Origin of the sequence: Streptomyces sp. NPDC012769, from assembly GCF_042901205.1 — a bacterium.
Lineage (GTDB): Bacteria > Actinomycetota > Actinomycetes > Streptomycetales > Streptomycetaceae > Streptomyces.
In genome coordinates this window covers 1-21,272 of sequence record NZ_JBIBCP010000013.1, presented here as the reverse complement: position 1 = coordinate 21,272, position 21,272 = coordinate 1, and the positions used below count along the sequence as shown (strand labels likewise).

The 21,272-nt window shown below is 72.3% G+C and carries 21 protein-coding genes; 20 read left to right on the top strand and 1 reads right to left on the bottom strand.

Going from position 1 to position 21,272, the window contains the following annotated elements; genetic code table 11:
* Positions 1–92 precede the first annotated feature (92 nt).
* The 11 genes from ACFY7C_RS36965 to ACFY7C_RS36915 all read left to right on the top strand — a co-directional run bounded on the left by ACFY7C_RS36965 (position 93) and on the right by ACFY7C_RS36915 (position 9,775).
* A complete protein-coding gene (locus ACFY7C_RS36965) occupies positions 93–860 on the top strand; it encodes an SDR family oxidoreductase (protein WP_389660136.1) in 768 nt (255 codons plus the stop codon).
* The gene (locus ACFY7C_RS36960; protein ID WP_389660133.1) at positions 857–2,104 is read left to right on the top strand and encodes an MFS transporter; all 1,248 of its coding nucleotides are present in this window, start codon (positions 857–859) and stop codon (positions 2,102–2,104) included. The genes ACFY7C_RS36965 and ACFY7C_RS36960 overlap by 4 nt, the downstream gene beginning before the upstream one ends.
* Positions 2,105–2,182: 78 nt before the next feature.
* Positions 2,183–3,208, top strand: a complete 1,026-nt coding sequence (locus ACFY7C_RS36955; protein WP_389660130.1) for a methyltransferase — start codon at positions 2,183–2,185, stop codon at positions 3,206–3,208.
* Between the two features lie 36 nt (positions 3,209–3,244).
* Positions 3,245–3,919 (top strand): hypothetical protein, encoded by a 675-nt coding sequence (locus ACFY7C_RS36950; RefSeq protein ID WP_389660127.1) that lies wholly within the window; start codon positions 3,245–3,247, stop codon positions 3,917–3,919.
* A 49-nt stretch (positions 3,920–3,968) separates the two neighbouring features.
* Entirely contained in the window at positions 3,969–4,910 is a 942-nt protein-coding gene (locus ACFY7C_RS36945) for an LLM class flavin-dependent oxidoreductase (RefSeq protein ID WP_389660124.1), read from the top strand.
* 134 nt (positions 4,911–5,044) lie between these two features.
* Positions 5,045–5,815 carry an SDR family NAD(P)-dependent oxidoreductase gene (locus ACFY7C_RS36940; protein ID WP_389660121.1) on the top strand — a complete coding sequence of 257 codons (771 nt, stop codon included), beginning with the start codon at positions 5,045–5,047 and terminating at the stop codon, positions 5,813–5,815.
* 12 nt (positions 5,816–5,827) lie between these two features.
* Complete coding sequence (locus ACFY7C_RS36935) at positions 5,828–6,508, top strand: antibiotic biosynthesis monooxygenase (protein WP_389660118.1); 681 nt, start codon at positions 5,828–5,830, stop codon at positions 6,506–6,508.
* Position 6,509: 1 nt separating this feature from the next.
* Complete coding sequence (locus tag ACFY7C_RS36930; protein ID WP_389660116.1) at positions 6,510–7,301, top strand: SDR family oxidoreductase; 792 nt, start codon at positions 6,510–6,512, stop codon at positions 7,299–7,301.
* Positions 7,302–7,403: 102 nt separating this feature from the next.
* On the top strand, positions 7,404–7,988 hold the full coding sequence (locus ACFY7C_RS36925) for an NAD(P)H-dependent oxidoreductase (RefSeq protein ID WP_356701972.1): 585 nt from the start codon (positions 7,404–7,406) through the stop codon (positions 7,986–7,988).
* 15 nt (positions 7,989–8,003) lie between these two features.
* The gene (locus ACFY7C_RS36920; RefSeq protein ID WP_389660113.1) at positions 8,004–8,636 is read left to right on the top strand and encodes an antibiotic biosynthesis monooxygenase family protein; all 633 of its coding nucleotides are present in this window, start codon (positions 8,004–8,006) and stop codon (positions 8,634–8,636) included.
* On the top strand, positions 8,633–9,775 hold the full coding sequence (locus tag ACFY7C_RS36915) for an acyl-CoA dehydrogenase family protein (RefSeq protein ID WP_389660111.1): 1,143 nt from the start codon (positions 8,633–8,635) through the stop codon (positions 9,773–9,775). The genes ACFY7C_RS36920 and ACFY7C_RS36915 overlap by 4 nt, the downstream gene beginning before the upstream one ends.
* Positions 9,776–9,910: 135 nt before the next feature.
* On the opposite strand, the gene ACFY7C_RS36910 is transcribed toward ACFY7C_RS36915, so the two are convergent.
* Positions 9,911–10,366, bottom strand: a complete 456-nt coding sequence (locus ACFY7C_RS36910) for a MarR family winged helix-turn-helix transcriptional regulator (protein WP_389660178.1) — start codon at positions 10,364–10,366, stop codon at positions 9,911–9,913.
* Positions 10,367–10,559: 193 nt separating this feature from the next.
* On the opposite strand from ACFY7C_RS36910, the gene ACFY7C_RS36905 reads away from it, so the two are divergent.
* The 9 genes from ACFY7C_RS36905 to ACFY7C_RS36865 all read left to right on the top strand — a co-directional run.
* Positions 10,560–11,657, top strand: coding sequence for an NAD(P)/FAD-dependent oxidoreductase (locus ACFY7C_RS36905; protein ID WP_389660108.1), 1,098 nt, complete (start codon positions 10,560–10,562; stop codon positions 11,655–11,657).
* 211 nt (positions 11,658–11,868) lie between these two features.
* Entirely contained in the window at positions 11,869–12,123 is a 255-nt protein-coding gene (locus ACFY7C_RS36900) for an acyl-CoA carboxylase epsilon subunit (RefSeq protein WP_389660105.1), read from the top strand.
* Positions 12,124–12,442: 319 nt separating this feature from the next.
* Positions 12,443–13,480, top strand: coding sequence for an alpha/beta hydrolase (locus ACFY7C_RS36895; protein WP_389660102.1), 1,038 nt, complete (start codon positions 12,443–12,445; stop codon positions 13,478–13,480).
* Between the two features lie 124 nt (positions 13,481–13,604).
* Entirely contained in the window at positions 13,605–13,790 is a 186-nt protein-coding gene (locus ACFY7C_RS36890) for a hypothetical protein (protein ID WP_389660099.1), read from the top strand.
* Between the two features lie 536 nt (positions 13,791–14,326).
* Positions 14,327–15,535 carry a methionine adenosyltransferase gene (metK, locus tag ACFY7C_RS36885; RefSeq protein ID WP_389660096.1) on the top strand — a complete coding sequence of 403 codons (1,209 nt, stop codon included), beginning with the start codon at positions 14,327–14,329 and terminating at the stop codon, positions 15,533–15,535.
* 117 nt (positions 15,536–15,652) lie between these two features.
* The gene (locus ACFY7C_RS36880) at positions 15,653–16,708 is read left to right on the top strand and encodes a carbohydrate kinase family protein (RefSeq protein WP_389660093.1); all 1,056 of its coding nucleotides are present in this window, start codon (positions 15,653–15,655) and stop codon (positions 16,706–16,708) included.
* Positions 16,705–20,160: a methionine synthase gene (metH, locus tag ACFY7C_RS36875; RefSeq protein ID WP_389660090.1), complete on the top strand. Its 3,456-nt coding sequence runs from the start codon at positions 16,705–16,707 to the stop codon at positions 20,158–20,160. Before ACFY7C_RS36880 ends, metH begins: the two co-directional genes overlap by 4 nt.
* Positions 20,157–21,116 carry a methylenetetrahydrofolate reductase [NAD(P)H] gene (gene metF / locus ACFY7C_RS36870; protein ID WP_389660087.1) on the top strand — a complete coding sequence of 320 codons (960 nt, stop codon included), beginning with the start codon at positions 20,157–20,159 and terminating at the stop codon, positions 21,114–21,116. The genes metH and metF overlap by 4 nt, the downstream gene beginning before the upstream one ends.
* Positions 21,094–21,272 (top strand): adenosylhomocysteinase (locus ACFY7C_RS36865; protein ID WP_389660175.1); only part of this gene is annotated, 179 nt, incomplete at its 3' end. The genes metF and ACFY7C_RS36865, both read left to right, overlap by 23 nt.

Genomic DNA, 21,272 nt, shown 5'->3' with positions numbered 1-21,272 from the left:
GGAGCCCGGCCCCACCAGGAGCCCGGTCCCGCCCGGCGTCGTCCCGCCCGGGGCGCGTCCCCACCCCATCCACCCCACGCGAGAGGCAACCCATGTCCGCCCACCCCGCGCGCGTCGCCGTCGTCACCGGAGCCAACAAGGGGATCGGCCGCGAGATCGTCCGGCAGCTCGCCGAGCGCGGCCACACCGTCTACCTGGGGGCCCGCGACGAGGGGCGCGGCCGCGAGGCCGCCGCCGCCCTGTCCGCCGACGGCCTCGACGTGCGGTTCCTGCACCTCGACGTCACCGACGAGACCTCCGTCGCGCTCGCCGCGAAGCGGCTCGCCGAGGAGGCGGGCGTCCTGCACGTCCTGGTCAACAACGCCGGTGTCGGCGGCCCGATGCAGCTGCCCAGCGAGACCCCCGCGGAGCAGGTGCGCACGGTCTACGAGACCAACGTCTTCGGCGTCATCACCGTGACCAACGCCCTGCTGCCGCTGCTGCGCCAGGCGCCGTCCGCCCGGATCGTCAACGTCAGCAGCGCCATCGGCTCGCTGAAGTCGGCCGCCGAGAACGACGACCAGACCGGGGAGCACCCGCCCGGCGAGTTCCCGGTGACCCTGCTCTCGTACGCGTCGTCCAAGACGGCCCTGAACGCGGTCACCCTGGCCTACGCCAACGAGCTGCGCGGCACCGGCATCCTCGTCAACGCCGCCTCCCCCGGCTTCGTGGCCACCGACATCAACGGGCACCACGGCCGGCTCACCACCGAGCAGGGCGCGCACATCCCCGTCCTGCTCGCGACCCTGCCCGACGACGGGCCGACCGCCACCTTCCTCGGCGAGGACGGGACGCCCGAGGGCCAGGTGCTGGACTGGTGACCGCGACCGCCGTCCCCCCGACGGGAGCCGCCGCGGAGGCGAAGGTGACGTGGGATGCGCGCCAGTGGTCCCGGCTCCTGGTGCTCTCCGGCAACATGCTGCTCGACGCGGTCGAGGTGTCCGTCATCCTCATCGCGTTGCCCACGCTCGCCGCCCGGTTCGGTCTTACGCCCTTCGGCGTCCAGTGGATGATGACCGGCTTCGCGCTCGGCTTCGCCGCGCTGCTGCTGCTCGGGCCGGTGCTGTGCGCCCGGATCGGACGGCGCCGGGCCTATCTCGGCGCGATGCTGCTGTTCGGCGTGGCCTCCCTCGCGGGCGGCCTCGCCGGCGGTCCCGCGCTGCTGATCGCGGTCCGGGTCGTCAAGGGCTGCTGCGCCGCCCTGACCGCGCCGACCGGGCTCGCCATCATCAACGACCTCTTCCCCGAGGGACCCGAGCGGCGGCGGGCACTTTCGGTGTACTCGCTGTTCGGCGCGGCCGGCTTCACCGCCGGGCTGCTGCTCGCCGGCGGGCTCCTCGCGGTCGACTGGCGCTGGGTCTTCGTCTTCCCCGCGCCCGTCGCCCTGGTGCTGCTGGTCGCCGGGGCCTTCGTGCTCCCGCGCGAGCAGGGCGGCGGCCCGGCGCGGCTGCCGAGCCCGGCGCTGCTGCGGCGGGGCCCGCTGCTGCGGTCCGCGCTCGGCGCCGCCTCCCTCAACGGCACCTATCAGGCGGTGCTTGTCGTGATGGTCTTCCGGATGGCGGAGGACTTCGGCTGGTCGCCGTGGCTCTCCGCGCTCGCGCTCCTTCCCGGCTGCGTCCCGCTGGCGCTGAGCGTCCCGTTCGCGGGCCGGTTCATCGCCCGCCACGGCAGCGCCCGGCTCGTCACGCTCGGCGCGCTGTTCCCGCTCCTCGGGTACGTGCTCTACCTGGCCCGCCCCGAGAGCGGCTCCTACCCGCTCGGCATGCTGCCGGTCCTGCTGCTCGTCGAGGCCGGTTTCTGCTGCGCGTTCGTCGCCCTCAACACCCAGGCGACGGCCGGTCTCGACCCGGCGGTCCGGGGCGCGGCCGTGTCGCTGTACCAGGCGGCGGTGCAGCTCGGCGCCGCGGTGCTGCTGCCGTCGGTCGCCCTGCTGCTGACCCGGGCCGAGGGCCCGCGTCCCGCGCTGGTCCTGGTCACCGCGGCCGGGGCGCTCGGCCTGGTGGCCGCCCTTGCCCGCCGCCGCCCGGCCCGTACGACGGCCGCCCCGGCCACCACGGCCCCCTGACCCGTACCGACGTGTGTTCCCCTGCTCCGCCCTTCTGCTCCCACCCCTTCGCCTTCCCACTCAAGGAGACGTAAAGCCATGGCAGTCGACACTCCCGACACCTCCGTGAACCCCGGCCCGATCATGGGCCTGATCCTCGGCTCCTGGCAGTCGCGGATGCTGCTCGCGGCCGTCGAGTACGACCTGTTCACCGAGCTGTCCGAGGGCCCGGCGACCACCGCCGAGCTGGCCGAGCGGCTCGGCCTGGTCGAGCGCGGCACCAACGACCTGCTCGCAGGTCTCGTCCACCTCGGCCTGCTCGAGACGGACGGCGGGAAGTTCACCAACGCCCCGGTCAGCGACGCCTTCCTGGTCAAGGGCCGCCCCGCCTACCTCGGCGGCTACCTGCACTTCTGCGAGCAGGAGCTGAACCCCGCGTGGAACGGCCTGGCCGACTCGCTGCGCACCGGAAAGCCGCAGAACCAGGCCGCGGTCGCCGGCAACCCGTACGACAGCCTGTACGCGGACGCCGAGGCCACCGACGGCTTCCTGGACAGCATGGACCTGCTGAGCGCCCCGATCGCGCAGGCCCTGAGCCGCATCGACTGGAGCGGCTACACCTCCTTCGTCGACATCGGCGGCGCCCGCGGCAACTTCGCGCACGAGGTGGTCCAGCACAACCCGCACCTGAAGGGCGCGGTCTTCGACCTGCCGCCGCTGGAGTCGGCCTTCGAGCGGCACATGGCCCGGCTCGGCGACACCGACCTCACCTTCCACGGCGGCGACTTCTTCAAGGACGACCTGCCCAAGGCCGACGTCCTCGTCTTCGGCCACGTCCTGCACAACTGGGGCGTCGAGGACCGGCTGACCCTCCTCAAGCGCGCCTACGACGCCCTGGAGCCGGGCGGCGCGGTCTTCGTCTACGACCCGATGGCGGGCGGCGAGCAGCCGTCGATGCACGGCGCCCTCGCCGGTCTCACCATGCTCGTCTGGTCCCGCGGCGGCCACGAGTACTCCGCCGACGCCCTGCACGGCTGGCTGCGCGAGGCCGGCTTCGAGCCGGAGACCGTCGAGGTCGACGGCCTGCACGAGGACGTCCTGGTCATCGGCCGCAAGCGCGCCTGATCCCCCCGACAGACGGAAAAGACGAAGGAGTCGACGATGCCGACCACGTCGGACGTCCGGCCGGAGATCGGCCGCCCGGACGTCACCACCGCCCTGGTGGAGGAAGTCACCTCCGGCGACCCCGAGCGCCTGCGGGAGGCCGGTGCCGCGGTCCTCGCGCACTGGGAGTCCGCCGAGTGGCCCGAGGCCCTCGCGGCCGTGTCCCTGTTCTACGGCACCGACGGCACGTCGCTGCTGGTCTACGCCCAGTGGACGGCGGACGCCGGGGACGAGGACGCCGTGCGCGCGTCCTACGGCGCCCTGCGCCCCGACTGGCGCGGCCTCGGCTACGAGCCGGGCGAGCCGGCGACGTACCGGCTGTACCGCAGGGTGCAGCCCACCGTCCTGCCCGACCCGCTCCCGGAGGTCGGCTGCTACCCGGCCGCCTTCTTCGCGATGCGGCCCGGCGAGACGGCCCGCGCCTGGGTCGACGGCCTGCTCGGGCAGGAGGAGGAGACCGTCGGCGAGGACCGGGCCTACCCCGGCGCGATCGCCGCCAACTTCCACGTCTCCTCGGCCGACGACGGCATCTTCCTGCTGTCGGAGTGGGCGTCCGAGGCCGAGGCGCTCGTCCACATCAAGGCGGAGATCGAGCCGCTCCTTGAGTACATGGGGCAGGCCGAGGCCGGAGCGGGCCGCCGCTACGAGTTCCACACCACCCGCACGAAGTGACCCGTACGGACGTGACCCGTCCCCCCGTACAGAAGTGAAGGGCATCCCCTTGGCAACTCCGTCATCACGGTCCACGCCGTCCCCGCGCGACGTCGTCTTCGGCTTCGGCGCGCACAGCGTCATCGGCGAGGCGCCCGTGCTGCTCGAGATGGCCCAGCTCGCCGACCGGGAGAGGCTGGACCTCTTCTCCCTGTCGGACCACCCCTACGTGGGGCAGCGCCTGGACGCGTACGCCACGGTCGGCTTCGTCATCGGCCGCACCCAGCACCTCGCCGGCTTCGCCAACGTCAGCAACCTGCCGACGCGGCCGCCCGCCATGCTGGCGCGGACGGTGACCACGCTGTCCGCGCTCTCCGGCGGCCGGGTCGTGCTCGGCATGGGCGCCGGCGGGCTGTGGGAGCGGATCGCCGACATGGGCGTCGAGCCGCTCACCCCGGCCGAGGCGGTGGACGCCTTCGAGGAGGCGATCGTCCTCGTCAAGAAGCTGTCCGGCGGCGGCCCGCCGGTCACCTTCCAGGGCCGCCACTACCAGGTCCGGCAGATCGACCCGGCTCCGGTCCCGGCACCCCCGGTGTGGACCGGGTCGGTCGGCCCCAAGTCACTCGCCGCCACCGGCCGGGTGGCCGACGGCTGGATCCCGGGCCACGCGGCGGACTGGCTCAGCCCGCGCTACCGCGCCTCCCGTCCGGTCGTCGACGAGGCCGCCCGGTCCGTGGGCCGCGACCCGCGCGAGGTCCGCACCATCTTCAACTTCCCCGGTCAGATCACCGACCGGCCGGTGGCCAGGACCCGTGACCGCGACGGCCGCTGGATCGGCGGCAGCGTCGACCAGTGGATCGAGGAACTGACCGGCGCGGTCGTCGAGCACGGCGCCTCCGGCTTCATGCTCTTCTCGCCCCGCGGCGGCACCCCCGACCTCGCGTCCCTCGGCCGCTGGGCCGGCCAGATCGCCCCGGCCGTGCGCGAGGCCGTCGCCAAGCACGCCGGCTAGGCCGGACCTTCCGGCCGGCCCGGCAGCCCGCCCCGCGGGCCTCGTCGCCGGGCCGGCCGGGGCCCGTCCCCACCGGGCCCCGCCCCCCACGCTCGTCACCGACTTCCTCTCTCACTTTTTCCGAAGGGTTTCCCATGAGCAGCAGGCTCGAGAACAAGACGGCACTCGTCACCGGCGCCAGCCGGGGCATCGGCCGCGCCATCGCGCTGCGCCTCGCGAAGGACGGCGCCGTCGTCGCCGTCAACTACTCCGGCAACGAGACCGCGGCGAAGGAGACCGTGGCGCTCATCGAGGAGGCCGGCGGCCGCGCGTTCACCGTGCAGGCGAGCCTCGGCCAGCCGGGCGCCATCGAGCAGCTCCTCGACGGCACGAAGGCCGGTCTGATCGAGCTCACCGGCTCCGACCGGCTCGACATCCTGGTGAACAACGCCGCCGCCACCGGCTTCGCCGGCGCCGGCCCGGCCTCCGTCACCGAGGACATCCTCGACAACTGCTACAACATCAACGCCAAGGCGCCCTTCCTGCTCATCCAGAAGGCCCTGGACGTGATCCCGGACGGCGGCCACATCGTCAACGTCTCCTCCGGCGTCACCCACTCCGCGTTCCCGATCCAGATCGCGTACGCCATGAGCAAGGGCGCCCTGGAGCAGATCACCCTGCACATGGCGCCGGTCCTGGCGCCCCGCAACATCACCATCAACACCGTCGCCCCGGGCGTCACCGACAACGGCGACCCGGTGTTCCAGGACCCCGAGGCGCTCAAGCAGATGTCCGCCCTCTCGACCTTCAACCGGGTCGGCACGGTGGACGAGGTCGCCGACATCGTCGCGTTCGTCGCCTCCGACGAGGCCCGCTGGATGACCGGTTCCTTCGTCGACGCCACCGGCGGCACCCTTCTCGGCTGAGGAGCCCCCACCATGCAGAACGAGATCCAGTCGGCGGTGGGCTTCGCCCACGCCAAGCCGGAGAAGGCGGAGGAACTGGGCGCCCTGCTCGTCTCCTTCGCCGAGCGCTCGCGCGCCGAGCAGGGCTGTCTGGGAAGTTGGATCAACCAGGACGCCCAGGACCCGAACCTCTTCGTGTTCTACGAGATCTGGGCGACCCGCAAGGACCTGGCGGCCCACCTCGCGCAGCCGTACATGAAGGAGTTCCTGGCCGGCCGTGACGCCTACCTGGCCAAGGAGCTGGAGGTGCGGCAGCTGACGCTGACCGGCACCGTGCCCGGCGCCGAGCCGGAGCCGGCCGACCCGGCCGAGATGAACCAGCGGTACCTGGACGCCTACGCCGCCCGGGACATCGACGCGATCATGGCGGTGTACGCGCCGGGCGCCGCGGCCGTATGGGAGCCCGGCAAGGCCGTCAGCGGCGCCGAACACCGCGCCGCCGTCGTCGAGTTCCTCAAGCTGGAGCCGCAGCTGTCGGCGAAGGTCGCCGAGAGCTACATCGTCGGCGACACCGCCGCGCTCGTCATCGACTGGAGCATCGAGGTGCCCTCGAAGCCCGAGATGACCGGCACCGGACGCGGCCTCGACGTCCTGAAGAAGAACGCCCGAGGCGAGTGGCGTTACGTGATCACCAACCCGTTCGGGAGCCTGTGACATGAAGGTCGAAGGCAGTGTCGCCGTGGTCACCGGAGCCGCCAGCGGCATCGGCAAGGCCATCGCGGAAGCCCTGATCGCCGCCGGCGCCAAGGGAGTCGTGGTCTCCGACATCGACGCCGCGGGCGCCGAGCGGGTCGCCGCCGGCATCGGCGCCAAGGCGCTCGCGGTGCAGGCGGACGTCGCCGACGAGGCGTCGATCCGCGCCCTGGTCGACCGCAGCCGTGAGCACTTCGGCTCCGTCGACATCTTCGTGTCCAACGCGGGCCTGACGGTGACGGGCAGCTTCGACGCCTCCGACGAGGAGTGGAAGCGCGCCCTGGACGTCAACATGATGTCGCACGTGTGGGCGGCCCGGGCCGTGGTCCCGGCGATGCTGGAGGCCGGCCGCGGCCACCTGGTGCAGACGATCGCCGCCTGCGGTGTGCTCACCGCGTTCGGCGCGGCGCCGTACTCCGTCGCGAAGATGGGGGCCGTGGCGTTCGCCGAGTACCTCGCCGTCGAGTACGGCCACCGCGGCCTCGGCGTCTCGTGCCTCATGCCGCAGGCGGTCAACACCCCGATGCTGACCGCCAGCGTCAGCAGCAACGAGCAGCTGGCGAAGCTGAAGGAGGTCTCCGAGGTCCTCGAGCCCGAGCAGGTGGCCAAGGCCGCCATCGAGGCCATCGAGGAGAACCGGATCCACGTCTTCACGCACCAGGGCTCGGCCGACTCCTTCCGCCAGCGGGCCGACGACGCCGACGTGTGGGTGGCCCAGATGCAGGCGATCCGTCACGGCGGCCGTCGTCCCTGACGACGACCGTCCCCACGGGTGCGGGGCGCGGCCCCTCGCGCCCCGCACCCGTGCCCCCGTACCCCTCGCCGTGTCTGGTTCCGGCTCACAGGAAGGAAAAACATGTCCGAGGAAACACTGCGCCTTGCCGTGATCATCGGTTCGTCCCGCGTGGGCCGCACCGGTCCGGCCGTCGCGCGCTGGTTCGTCGAGGAGGCCGAGTCCTGCGCGATGTACGACGTCGACGTCCTCGACCTGGCCGACGTGGAACTGCCGCTGTCGCTGACGCAGGAACCCGGCGACACCGAGTCGGCCGAACTGCTCGCCTCCGTCGCCGAGCGCCTCGGCTCGGCGGACGCGTTCGTCGTGATCACCCCCGAGTACAACCACAGCTTCACCGCCCCGATGAAGAACCTGATCGACTGGCACCGCGCCGAGTGGCAGGCCAAGCCGGTCGCCTTCGTCTCCTACGGCGGACTGTCCGGCGGGCTGCGGGCCGTCGAGCAGCTGCGCCTGGTGTTCGCGGAGCTGCACGCCGCCACGATCCGGGACACGGTCAGCTTCCACGGCGTGTGGCAGCACATCGGCGAGGACGGCGTGCTGCGCGCGCCCGACGCCGCCGTCCCCGCCAAGGTCATGCTCGAGAAGCTCCAGTGGTGGGCGTCCGCCCTCAAGGACGCCCGCACCACGCGCCCGTACGCCGCCTGAGACCAGGGAGACGCCATGAGTTCCATCAGGGTGGAGGACGGCTACTTCACGCTGTTCAACATCTTTCACACCGACGGCCCCGACGGGCAGAAGGTGCTGTTCGACCAGTGGCGGAGCCTGCCGCCGGCGAACGTCCAGCCCGGCCTGATCTCGGGCAACTTCCACCGGGGCCTGGACGGCCGGTCGGTGGTCAACTACGCGCAGTGGGAGAGCAAGGAGGCGTACGACGCCTTCATGAGCGAGCGCGCCACCCAGGGCCGGCTGGGCAGCGCCCTGAACGTCTCCCGCCTGGACAACATCCCCTGCGAGGTCGTCCACACCTGGCACCCCGAGCCCCGGATCTCCCTCGACCGGCCGCTGTTCACCGTGGTGATCGTGGTCAGGTCGGCGCCCAAGGACCAGACCGAGGTGCTCAAGGAGATGACGTACGACCCGCCGGAGCTGGCGACCACCGCCGGCTACGTGTCGCACGCCGTGCACCGCGGCCTGGACGGCGAGCACGTCGTCAAGCTCGCCCAGTGGGAGGACGAGGAGAGCTTCCGCGCCTTCCTCGCCCGGCCGAAGGAGCCGTCGGCGATCGACGACCTCGACGGCGTCACCGTCGAGCTCTACTTCAGCGAGATCGAGTACATCAGGGAGCGCGTGTGAACGCCGAGCAGGATCGGGCCGCATGGCACGAGGCCGAGGCGCTGGAGGCGGCGGCCGGCACGGCCGGACAGGGCGCGGCGGACGCGGACACCGCCGGGCGGCTCGCCGACGGCACCGTGGAGGCGCTGGGCGCGGCGGGCTTCGCCGCCGCCTTCTCGCCGGTCCGGCAGGACGGCTCCCCCGCCACCACCGCGACCTTCGAGGCGGTGACGCGGGCCGTCGCCGCGATCGGCGAGGGCTGCACGTCCGCCGCCTGGCTCGCCTCCCTGTGGGCGTACAACGGGCGGTTCAGCGCCTTCCTGCCGGACGAGGGACGGCAGGAAGTGTGGGCCAAGGGCCCCGACACCCGGCTGGTGAGCTCGATGGTCGCGGCCGGCGTCACGGCGGAGCCGGTGGACGGCGGCTGGGAGCTGTCGGGCAAGTGGCTCTACGTCAGCGGGGTGGAGTTCGCCGACTGGGCGCTGCTCAGCTCGGCGCCGCCGCGCGAGGGCGACCGGTCCATCCGGGTGTTCGCGGTGCCGAAGGACTCGTTCACGCACGAGGTGTCCTGGTCGACGCTCGGCATGCGCGCCACCGGCAGCCACACCCTGCTGGTGGAGCGGGCGTTCGTGCCGGAGTACCGGTCGTTCGTCTGGGACGACATGCGGCAGGGCGTGCTGCCGGCGGAGACCGGGTCGGCCGTGCACGCGGCGCCGCTCTTCGCGGTGAACGGCCTCACCTTCGCCGCGCCCATCCTCGGCGCGGCCCGCGCCGCCCTGCGCCTGGTGGAGCAGCACCTCGGGCAGCAGCCGAGCGGGGCGCGGGCGGCGGCCCGTGACTCGGCCCGGATCGCGTACACCCGCGCGGCGGGCGAGATCGACGCGGCGGCGCTGCTGCTCGCCCGGGTCGCCGAGACGGCGGACCGTGGCCGGCTCGTCGAGGACGGCGCGGCGGTCCGCAGCCACCGGGACGCCACGCTCGCGGTGGAGATCCTGGTCGGCGCGGTGGACCGGCTGTTCCGGGTGACCGGGACGCGCGGGCAGGCGGCGGCGCACCCGATGCAGCGGATCTGGCGGGACGTCCACGCGGCGGGCTCGCACGCGGCCCTGCAGTTCGAGCCGGCCGCGCTCGCGTTCACGCAGCGGCTGGTCGCGGCCTGAGGGAGGTGTAAACCCTCGCGGGCGTACGGCCTTTCGCGGGCGTACGGGACGAGGGCGGGCGCTACGGCATGAGAGCGGGCGATCCGGGGGCGTGCGGGCCTCCGGACGCGGGCGGCGTGAGGGGTGTGCGGCCCTTCAGCCGCGGGCGGCGGCAGCCCCGTGGTCCGGTTCCACGAAGACCACGGGGCCGTCGTTGTCCAGGACGACGCGGGCGAGCAGTCCGGCGAGCACGTCCCGGTCGCCCGGGGCGAGGCCGGCCGGCAGCTCCTCGATGCGCCGGCAGGCGTCGGTGTAGAACCGGTCCGCGAGCCGGGCGCCCCGTGAGGTGAGCGCCACCCGGACCGCACGGCTGTCGCGCGGATCGGGCTCGCGCCGCACGAGGCCGTTGTTCTCGGTGCGGTCCACCAGACCGGTCAGGCTCGATTTGGCGAGGCCGAGCATCGAGCAGAGTTCGCCCATTCCGTACGGCTGCGCCATCAATACGCACAACAATTGGCCCTGCTGCGGTGTGAGGCCGTGCTCACGGCCCGCCTGGGCGTACACACCGTTCACCAGGAACGAGGACCGCACCAGTGCGGCCGCCAGCCCCATCCTGCCGTCGTCATCACGCTTGGCCACGCGCACAGCGTAGCACGCGAATATCGAAAGTTCGTAGCAGGAACTTCTCTTTCTTAACAAAGATCTGTAGTTCTTGGACTTCTTATGTGTTGTGGTTCGTAGTGCGAACCACTAGCGTCATTCATCAGAACCCGTCGCAGTTTCATTGGTTTGTGGAGCGTGAATCATGAGTCGTAAGGTCGCCGTTGTCGGCGGAGGCTACGGGGGCGCCGCGGTTGCCAAGGCCCTGGAGAACGAGGCCGAGGTCGTCCTGATCGACCCGCGTGACGCCTTCGCCAACGTGGCCGGATCGCTGCGCGCCCTCGCCCAGCCCGAGTGGGCGCCCAACATGTTCTTCCCGTTCAAGACGCTGGTCACCCAGGGCAAGGTCATCCAGGACCGCGCCGTGTCGGTCGACCCCACCGGCGTCACCCTCGCCTCCGGCGAGCACGTCGCGGCCGACTACGTCGTCCTGGCCACCGGCTCCAACTACCCCTACCCGGCCAACCCGGCGGCCCCGAACGTCTCCGAGGCGCTGGAGGACTTCCGCACCTCGCACAAGGAGCTGCTCCAGGCCGACAAGGTGCTGATCCTCGGCGCCGGCCCGGTCGGCCTCGAGCTCGCCGGCGAGATCAAGGAGGTCTGGCCGGACAAGCAGGTCACCATCGTCGACCCGGCCACCGAGCTGCTCCCCGGCTTCAAGCCCGAGGTCGTCGAGGACCTGCACAAGCAGCTCGGCGAGCTGGGCGTCGAGGTCCGCCTCGGTACGAGCCTGACGGCGGAGCCGGGCACCCAGTCCGGCCAGGCGGGTTCCTTCACCGTCACCACCACCGCCGGCGACGAGATCACCGCCGACGTCTGGTACCGCGCCTACGGCACCACGACCAACAACGAGTACCTCGCCGACGGCAAGCTCACCGCCCTCAACGCGCAGGGCCAGGTCCCCGTCACCGAGAAGCTCAACGTCAAGGGCCACGACCACGTCTACGCGGTCGGCGACATCACCGACGTCGCCGAGGCCAAGATGGCCGGCTACGCGATGCAGCACGCCGAGGTCGTCGCCAAGAACATCATCGCCCAGATCAAGGGCGAGGAGCCGACGGAGACCTACCAGCCGCTGGGCTTCCCGATGATCCTCCTGCCGCTCGGCACCAACGGCGGCGTCGGCCAGCTCCCCTCGCCGGAGGGCCCGTTCGTCGCCCCCGCCGAGATGGTCTCCCAGTACAAGGGCCAGGACCTGTTCACCGGCCGCTTCGTCGGCACGCTGGGCCCCACGGCCGCCTGAACCTCCGGCGCGACGGAACGTCACGGCACACCACGCCGGCGTGCCGTGACCTCATAACCGCATAACGGCACCACCGCACCACCGCACCACCGCACCACCCGAGCTCGCCGCGCGAGCTCGCCGGTCCTGATGGATCCCCCGCCACGGACCGGCGAGCTCGCGCGGCGTTTGCGTTTCCCGATCCGTTCCTACGACCACGGAGACGACGCCCATGCCACCTTCCATGGAGCCGACCAACGCCGCGGAGACCTTCCTGCGCATCGAGAAGGGCAACCCCGACCCCACCGAACTCGCCGCGCTCACCGCCGTGCTGCTCGCCCGCACGGCCGCCCTCGCCGACGCCGCCCCGGACGCGGCCGAGGCCCCGGAGCACGCCCCGGTCCGCCGCACGGCGCGCTGGCGCCGGCTCGAACGGCGCACCCGCACCGGCACGCCGCGCAGCTGGCGCGACGACGCGCGCCGCTGATGCGGTCGCCCGACGCGAGCGCACTGAGCGCACCGAGCGCACTGAGAGCGCCGGGCTCGCTGAGCGTGCCGAGCTCCCTGAGCGTGCCGAGCTCCCTGAGCGTGTCGAGCTCGCTGAGCGCGCCCCTGGGCAGCAGGGCCCGCCCGGCACCGCCGTACCCCGGCGAACCCGGCGTTCCCGTCCACCACCTGGTACGCCGCCTGGTGCGCCGCCGTCTCACCCGGTGCCTGGCCACGGTCAGGAAATGAGGGCGGCACCCGAAACGAGGGCGGCACCCGGCGACCCCGGAGACCTCCTACCGCCCGGAGTTGTTGATCCCATGTCAGAGCTGTTGCACACCGAGGCAGCCGCCCGCGCCGCTGTCGCCACCGCCGCCGGCACCGTGACCGGCGCCGTAGCCGGAGCCGTGGCCGAGGGCGAGGGCGAGGAGCGGGACGGGGAGGCGGCGGGCGCCGCCTCCGGCACCCGCGAGATCACCCTCGACGCGAAGGGGATCCCCCTGTCGGGGCTGATCGCCGAGCCGCGCTCCGGCCGGCCGAGGGCCGTCGTGGTCGCGGTGCACGGGGGCGGCATGCGGGCGGGCTACTTCGACAGCCGGGCCCGCCCCGGCCTGTCGCTGCTCGCCCTCGGCGCCGACCTCGGCTACACGGTCCTGGCCGTCGACCGACCCGGTTACGGCAGTTCGGCCCCGTGGCTGCCGCGCGGCCAGACCCTGGCGGAGCAGGCGGCGACGCTGCACGACGGGCTCGCCGACTTCGCCGCCGGCCACGACACCGGCGCGGGCGTCTTCCTGGTGGCCCATTCCAACGGCGGCAAGCTCGCCCTGGCCACGGCCGCCGAGGAACGCGGCCGCGACCTCCTCGGCCTGGACATCTCCGGCCTCGGCAGCCGCCTCGCCGTCCGTACGGACCAGCTCCCGGGGCAGCACGGACACGGCGACTGGCGCCGCCACTGGGGCTCGCTGCGGCTCTACCCGCCGGACGCGTTCCGGCAGGGTCGGCACCTGGTCTCGCCGGTGCCCGAACTGGAGGCGTGGGAGGGCCCGTTGTGGCCGATCATGTACCCGCGGATCGCCCGGCGGGTACGGGTCCCGGTCCGCTTCACCTTCGCCGAGCAGGAGCAGTGGTGGCTGTTCGACGAGGACGCCCTGGCCGAACTGCGCCGACCGCTGGCCGCCCCGACGACCGTGATCGCCCACCAGCCGGACGCCGGGCACAACCTGAGCCTCGGCTGGGCGGCCCGCACCTACCACCTCAAGGCCCTCGGCTTCCTGGAGGACTGCCTGCTCGCCCGGGACGCGGCACCCGCCCGGCGGCCCGCCGCCCGGCCCGTGAGCCCGCCGGTCCCCGTGCCGTGACCCCCGATCGGAGCCACGGCACACCGAAGCCACCGAGAGACGGGGAGAGATGAGCATCGACACGTTAGAGACGCCAGACACCCGCGAGACCGCCGAGCCCCGGCACGCACCGACGCGCGGCCCCGTGGTCGTAACGGCACCCGGCCCCGTCGTCGTACCGACGTGCGCCCACCACGTGGCCCCGGCCTGCGGCCACCACGTCCCGGCGGAGGACGACCTCGTCCTCGCCCTCGCCGTCGTACGGCCCGCGCTGCTCGCCGGCGAGGAGCACGAGTCCCCGGACCCGTGGATCTTCCGCGGCACCGACTGACCGGCCGCACGCCCTCGCCGGCCCCGGCGTCGCCGCCGCCACGTCGCCGAGCGACCTGGTCGCCCCACCGGCCGGTCGCTCGGGCCACGGCCCGTTCAGCGGCCCGGCCCACGGCCCCGGCCACGGCAACGACGGGCGGAATCGACCGACTGGTCGCCCGCCGCCCGGCTGCGGTCCCGGCGCCGCCACGTCGCCGACCCACCCGGTCGCCCCACCGACCCGGCCGCCCCACCAACCGGTCGGGCGGCCACGGCCCGTTCAGCGGCCCGGCCCACGGCCCCGGCAACGGGCCCGGACCGCCCCGGCGGCCCGGCCCGGCTCAGCGGCCTGGCCGCGGCGCCGACCGGCGACACCGGCCGACCGGCCACCCGCCGCTCGGTCATCCGCCGCCCGGCCGTCGCCCGGCCGCCCGATTCCGCCCGCGCGCAGCGCCGCGCGCACACCGCCCATCGATCGGCGGATCGATCGACCCACCGATCGGCCCACCGATCCGCCGACCCACCCACCTTCCCGCCTTCCTGCCTTCCTGGAGAGACATGTCCCGCCGCCTGTTCACCTCGGAGTCCGTGACCGAGGGCCACCCCGACAAGATCGCCGACCAGATCAGCGACACCATCCTGGACGCGCTGCTCGCCCAGGACCCGGCCTCGCGCGTCGCCGTCGAGACCCTGATCACCACCGGCCAGGTCCACGTCGCCGGCGAGGTCACCACGGCCGCGTACGCGGACATCGCCACCCTCGTCCGCGACAAGATCCTCGAGATCGGCTACGACTCCTCCGCGAAGGGCTTCGACGGCGCCTCCTGCGGCGTCTCCGTGTCCATCGGCGCCCAGTCGCCGGACATCGCGCAGGGCGTCGACACCGCCTACGAGTCCCGCGTCGAGGGCGCGGGCGACGAGCTCGCCGCGCAGGGCGCCGGCGACCAGGGCATCATGTTCGGCTACGCCACCGACGAGACGCCCACCCTGATGCCGCTGCCGATCGAGCTGGCCCACCGGCTCTCCCGCCGCCTCACCGAGGTCCGCAAGAACGGCACCGTCCCGTACCTGCGCCCCGACGGCAAGACCCAGGTCACCATCGAGTACCTGGGCAGCCACCCGGTCCGCCTGGACACCGTCGTCGTCTCCTCCCAGCACGCCTCGGGCATCGACCTCGACGGTCTGCTCGTCCCGGACGTCCGCGAGCACGTGGTCGAGCACGTCCTCGCCCAGCTCGCCGAGGACGGCATCAAGCTGGAGACCGAGGGCTACCGCCTGCTCGTGAACCCGACCGGCCGCTTCGAGATCGGCGGCCCGATGGGTGACGCCGGCCTCACCGGCCGCAAGATCATCATCGACACGTACGGCGGTTACGCCCGCCACGGCGGCGGTGCCTTCTCCGGCAAGGACCCGTCCAAGGTCGACCGCTCGGCCGCCTACGCCATGCGCTGGGTCGCCAAGAACGTCGTCGCCGCCGGTCTCGCCCGGCGCTGCGAGGTGCAGGTCGCGTACGCCATCGGCAAGGCCGAGCCGGTCGGCCTCTTCGTCGAGACCTTCGGCACCGGGACCGTCTCCCAGGAGCGGATCGAGCAGGCCATCGCCCAGGTCTTCGACCTCCGCCCGGCCGCGATCATCCGGGACCTCGACCTCAAGCGGCCCATCTACGCCGCCACCGCCGCCTACGGCCACTTCGGGCGCGAACTGCCCGACTTCACCTGGGAGCGCACCGACCGGGCCGAGGCGCTCAAGGCCGCCGCGGGCGTCTGACGCCCACCGCCCGCATCCCACCCGAGAGATCCCCCGGGGTGGCCGGCACCGCCGGCCGACGGCGCCCGACCGGTGCCGGCCGCCCCTCCTCAGGAGCACAGGAGTTCAGGAGTTCATGTGCGTATCGCGGTGACAGGATCCATTGCCACGGACCATCTGATGGTCTTCCCAGGGCGGTTCGCGGACCAGCTCATCCCCGACCAACTCGCCCATGTCTCCCTGTCCTTCCTGGTCGACGCGCTGGAGGTGCGGCGCGGCGGGGTCGCCGCCAACATCTCCTTCGGCCTCGGCCGCCTCGGACTCGACCCGCTGCTCGTCGGGGCCGTGGGCGCCGACTTCGCCGAGTACGAGGTCTGGCTCAAGGAGCACGGCGTCGACACCGGCGCCGTCCACGTCTCCGCCGAGCGCGGCACCGCCCGCTTCATGTGCATCACCGACGAGGACGCCAACCAGATCGCCGCGTTCTACGCCGGCGCCATGCAGGAAGCGCGCGACATCGACCTGGCGCACGCCCTCTACGGGCGCCCGCGCCCCGACCTCGTCCTGGTCGGCCCGAACGACCCGGAGGCGATGCTCCGCCACACCCGCGACTGCCGCGACCTCGGACTGGCCTTCGCCGCCGACCCCTCCCAGCAGCTCGCCCGCCTCGACGGCCCACAGGTGCGCGACCTGGTGGACGGCGCCCGCTGGCTGTTCACCAACGAGTACGAGGCCGCCCTGCTCCTCGAACGCACCGGCTGGGACCGCGACGACGTCCTCGCCCGGGTCGGCGCCTGGGTGACCACCCTGGGCGGCGACGGCGTGCGCGTCGAGCGGGCCGGCGCGGACCCGCTCCTCGTCGGCGCCGTGCCGGACTCCACGATCAGCGATCCCACCGGGGTGGGCGACGCCTTCCGGGCCGGCTTCCTCGCCGCCCTCAGCCACGGACTGCCGCTGCCCGCCGCCGCCCGGCTGGGCTGCGTGGTGGCGTCGGCGGCCCTGTCCACGGTCGGCTCGCAGGCCTACCGCCTCGACCGCCGGCACCTCCTGACCACCGCCGAGCGCGCCTACGGCCCCACCGCGGCCGCCGAGCTCGCCCCGGCCCTGGCCCACCTCGAATCCCCGGAACACCTCGAATCCCGGGACCCCCTCGAGTCCCCGGAATCCCCGGATCCCCTGGACGGCACCTCATGACCGAGCTCCGCGAGGCACTCGCCACCCGTGTCGTGGTGGCCGACGGCGCCATGGGCACGATGCTCCAGGCGCAGGACCCTTCCCTGGACGACTTCCAGCAGCTGGAAGGCTGCAACGAGATCCTCAACGTCACCCGGCCGGACATCGTCCGCTCCGTGCACCAGGAGTACTTCTCCGCCGGTGTGGACTGCGTGGAGACCAACACCTTCGGCGCCAACCTGGCCGCGCTCGGCGAGTACGACATCCCGGAGCGGGTCTTCGAGCTGTCGGAGGCGGGCGCGCGGATCGCCCGCGAGGTCGCCGACGAGTTCACGCGCGACACCGGGCAGCAGCGCTGGGTGCTGGGCTCCATGGGCCCGGGCACCAAGCTGCCGACCCTCGGCCACGTCGACTACACCGCACTGCGCGACGCCTACCAGCAGAACGCCGAGGGCCTCCTCTCAGGCGGCGCCGACGCCCTCCTCGTCGAGACCACCCAGGACCTCCTCCAGACCAAGTCGTCGATCATCGGCGCCCGCCGGGCGATGGACGCCCTGGGCGTCGACGTTCCGCTGATCTGCTCCGTGACCGTGGAGACGACCGGCACGATGCTGCTCGGCTCGGAGATCGGGGCGGCGCTGACCGCCCTGGAGCCGCTGGGCATCGACATGATCGGCCTGAACTGCGCGACCGGCCCGGCCGAGATGAGCGAGCACCTGCGCTATCTGGCACAGCACTCGCGCATCCCGCTGTCCGTCATGCCGAACGCGGGCCTGCCCGTGCTGACCTCCGACGGCGCCCACTACCCACTGTCCCCGGCCGAGCTCGCGGACGCCCAGGAGGCGTTCGTACGGGACTACGGACTGTCACTGGTGGGCGGTTGTTGCGGTACGACGCCGGAGCATCTGCGGCAGGTCGTGGAGCGGGTGCGCGGGCTGGTCCCGCCGGTGCGTGAGCCGCGTCCGGAGCCGGGTGCCGCGTCGCTGTACCAGACGGTGCCGTTCCGGCAGGACACCGCCTACATGGCGATCGGCGAGCGGACGAACGCGAACGGGTCGAAGAAGTTCCGTGAGGCGATGCTGGAGGGCCGCTGGGACGACTGTGTGGAGATGGCCCGGGACCAGATCCGCGAGGGCGCGCACATGCTCGACCTGTGCGTCGACTACGTCGGCCGTGACGGCGTCGCCGACATGGAGGAGCTCGCCGGCCGCTTCGCCACCGCCTCGACCCTGCCGATCGTGCTGGACTCGACCGAGGTGGAGGTCATCCGGGCGGGTCTGGAGAAGCTGGGCGGCCGGGCGGTCATCAACTCGGTCAACTACGAGGACGGCGACGGGCCCGAGTCCCGCTTCGCCAAGGTCACCCGCCTCGCCCAGGAGCACGGGGCCGCGCTGATCGCGCTGACGATCGACGAGGAGGGCCAGGCCCGTACCGTCGAGACGAAGGTCGCCATCGCCGAGCGGCTGATCGCGGACCTGACCGGCAACTGGGGCATCCGCGAGTCCGACATCCTCATCGACACCCTCACCTTCACGATCTGCACCGGGCAGGAGGAGTCGCGGAAGGACGGCATCGCCACGATCGAGGCGATCCGTGAGCTGAAGCGGCGCCATCCGGACGTGCAGACCACGCTGGGTCTGTCGAACATCTCCTTCGGCCTCAACCCGGCCGCCCGTGTCCTGCTGAACTCCGTCTTCCTGGACGAGTGCGTGAAGGCGGGCCTGGACTCGGCGATCGTGCACGCGTCGAAGATCCTGCCGATCGCGCGGTTCGACGAGGAACAGGTACAGACGGCGCTGGACCTGATCTACGACCGCCGGGCCGAGGGCTACGACCCGCTGCAGAAGCTGATGGCCCTGTTCGAAGGCGTCTCCACCAAGTCGATGAAGGCCGGCAAGGCCGAGGAACTCCTCGCCCTGCCCCTGGACGAGCGCCTGCAGCGCCGCATCATCGACGGCGAGAAGAACGGCCTGGAAGCAGATCTGGACGCAGCTCTCGTGGAGCGTCCGGCCCTGGAGATCGTCAATGACACCCTCCTTGAGGGCATGAAGGTCGTCGGCGAGCTGTTCGGGTCGGGCCAGATGCAGCTGCCGTTCGTCCTCCAGTCGGCCGAGGTCATGAAGACGGCCGTCGCCTACCTCGAACCCCACATGGAGAAGACCGACGCCGACGGCAAGGGCACCATCGTCCTCGCCACCGTCCGCGGTGACGTCCACGACATCGGCAAGAACCTGGTCGACATCATCCTCTCCAACAACGGCTACAACGTGGTCAACATCGGAATCAAGCAGCCCGTCTCGGCGATCCTGGAGGCCGCCGAGGAGCACCGGGCCGATGTGATCGGCATGTCGGGACTGTTGGTGAAGTCGACGGTGATCATGAAGGAGAACCTGGAGGAGCTGAACGGCCGGGGCCTTGCGGAGAAGTACCCGGTGATCCTCGGCGGCGCCGCCCTCACCCGCGCCTACGTCGAGCAGGACCTGCACGAGATCTACCAGGGTGAGGTCCGCTACGCCCGCGACGCCTTCGAGGGCCTGCGCCTGATGGACGCCCTCATCGCCGTCAAGCGCGGCGTCCCCGGCGCCACCCTGCCCGAGCTCAAGCAGCGGCGGGTGCCGAAGCGGGAGACGCCGGTCCTGGAAGTGCGGGAGCCGGAGCCGGCCGGCCGCAGCGACGTGGCCGTGGACAATCCCGTTCCCGAGCCGCCGTTCCTCGGGACGAGGGTCGTCAAGGGCATCCAGCTCGCCGAGTACGCGTCCTGGCTCGACGAGAGTGCGCTGTTCAAGGGCCAGTGGGGTCTGAAGGACAAGGCGACCATCGAGTCGGAGGGCCGGCCGCGTCTGAGGGGCTGGCTGGACCGGCTCCAGACGGACCACCTCCTCGAAGCGGCCGTGGTGTACGGCTACTTCCCCTGTGTGTCCAAGGGCGACGACCTGATCGTCCTGGACGAGGACGGAGGCGAGCGGACCCGCTTCACCTTCCCCCGCCAGGAGCGGGGCCGCCGCCTCTGCCTGGCCGACTTCTTCCGCCCGGAAGAGTCCGGCGAGACCGATGTCCTGGCCCTCCAGATGGTCACCGTGGGCTCCCGGGTCGGCGAGGCCACCGCCCGCCTCTTCGAGTCGGACTCCTACCGCGACTACCTCGAACTGCACGGACTTTCCGTGCAGTTGGCGGAGGCGCTGGCGGAGTACTGGCACGGCCGGGTCCGCGCCGAGTGGGGCATCGCCGGAGCCTCGGAGCCGACCGGCATCGAGGGCATGCTCCGCACCGAGTACCAGGGCTGCCGCTACTCCCTGGGCTACCCCGCCTGCCCCGACCTGGAGGACCGCGCCAAGATCGCCGCACTCCTCAGGCCCGAACGGATCGGGGTCGTGCTGTCGGAGGAGTACCAGCTCCACCCCGAGCAGTCCACGGACGCCTTCGTCGTCCACCACCCCGAGGCCAACTACTTCAACGCCGGAGGCCGCCGATGACCACCGTGCGCGACGTCCTCGCGAGCGGAACCCGTTCCTTCTCCTTCGAGTTCTTCCCGCCGAAGACGGACAAGGGCGAGCAGACCCTGTGGGACGCCATCCGGCGGATCGAGGCGCTGTCGCCGACGTTCGTGTCCGTGACGTACGGCGCGGGCGGCTCCTCCAGGGACCGTACGGTCGAGGTGACCAAGCGCATCGCGACCGAGACCACCCTGCGCCCCGTCGCCCATCTGACGGCCGTCGGCCACTCGGTCGCCGAGCTGCGCCACATCATCGGCCAGTACGCGGACGCGGGCGTCCGCGACGTGCTCGCCCTGCGCGGCGACCCGCCGGGCGACCCGAACGCCCCCTGGATCCGGCACCCGGAGGGCTTCACCCACGCCCACGAACTGGTTTCCTTGGTGCGCGGGTTGGGCGACTTCGGCATCGGCGTCGCGGCCTTTCCCGAACGCCATCCCCGCTCCCCCGACTGGGAGAGCGACATCAGGCACTTCATCGCGAAGTGCCGGGCGGGCGCGGACTACGCCATCACGCAGATGTTCTTCGACCCGGAGGACTATCTGCGGCTGCGCGACCGGGTGGACGTGGCCGGCTGCGACACCCCGATCATCCCGGAGATCATGCCCGCCACCGACGTACGGCAGATCAGCCGGTTCGCCGAACTCAGCGGCGCCACCTTCCCCGAGGACCTGGCCCACCGCCTGGAAGCGGCCCGTGACAACCCGCTCGACGGACACCGCATCGGCGTGGAGCACGCCACCCTCATGGCCGAGCGACTCCTCGCCGAGGGAGCGCCGGGCCTGCACTACATCACGCTCAACAAGTCCCTCGCGACCCTCGAGATCCACCAGAACATCCAGAACGCCCTCAGCACCCATAGCGGCCACAACAGCCACAGCAGCCACAGCAGCCACAGCATTAGGAGCGCCGAGCATGTCCTCTCAGCCGAACGCTGAGTTCACCGACTTCAAGGTTGCCGACATCGGTCTGGCGGAGTTCGGCCGTAAGGAGATCACGCTCGCCGAGCACGAGATGCCGGGCCTGATGGCGATCCGCCGTGAATACGCCGCCACCCAGCCCCTGGCCGGCGCCCGCATCACCGGCTCCCTCCA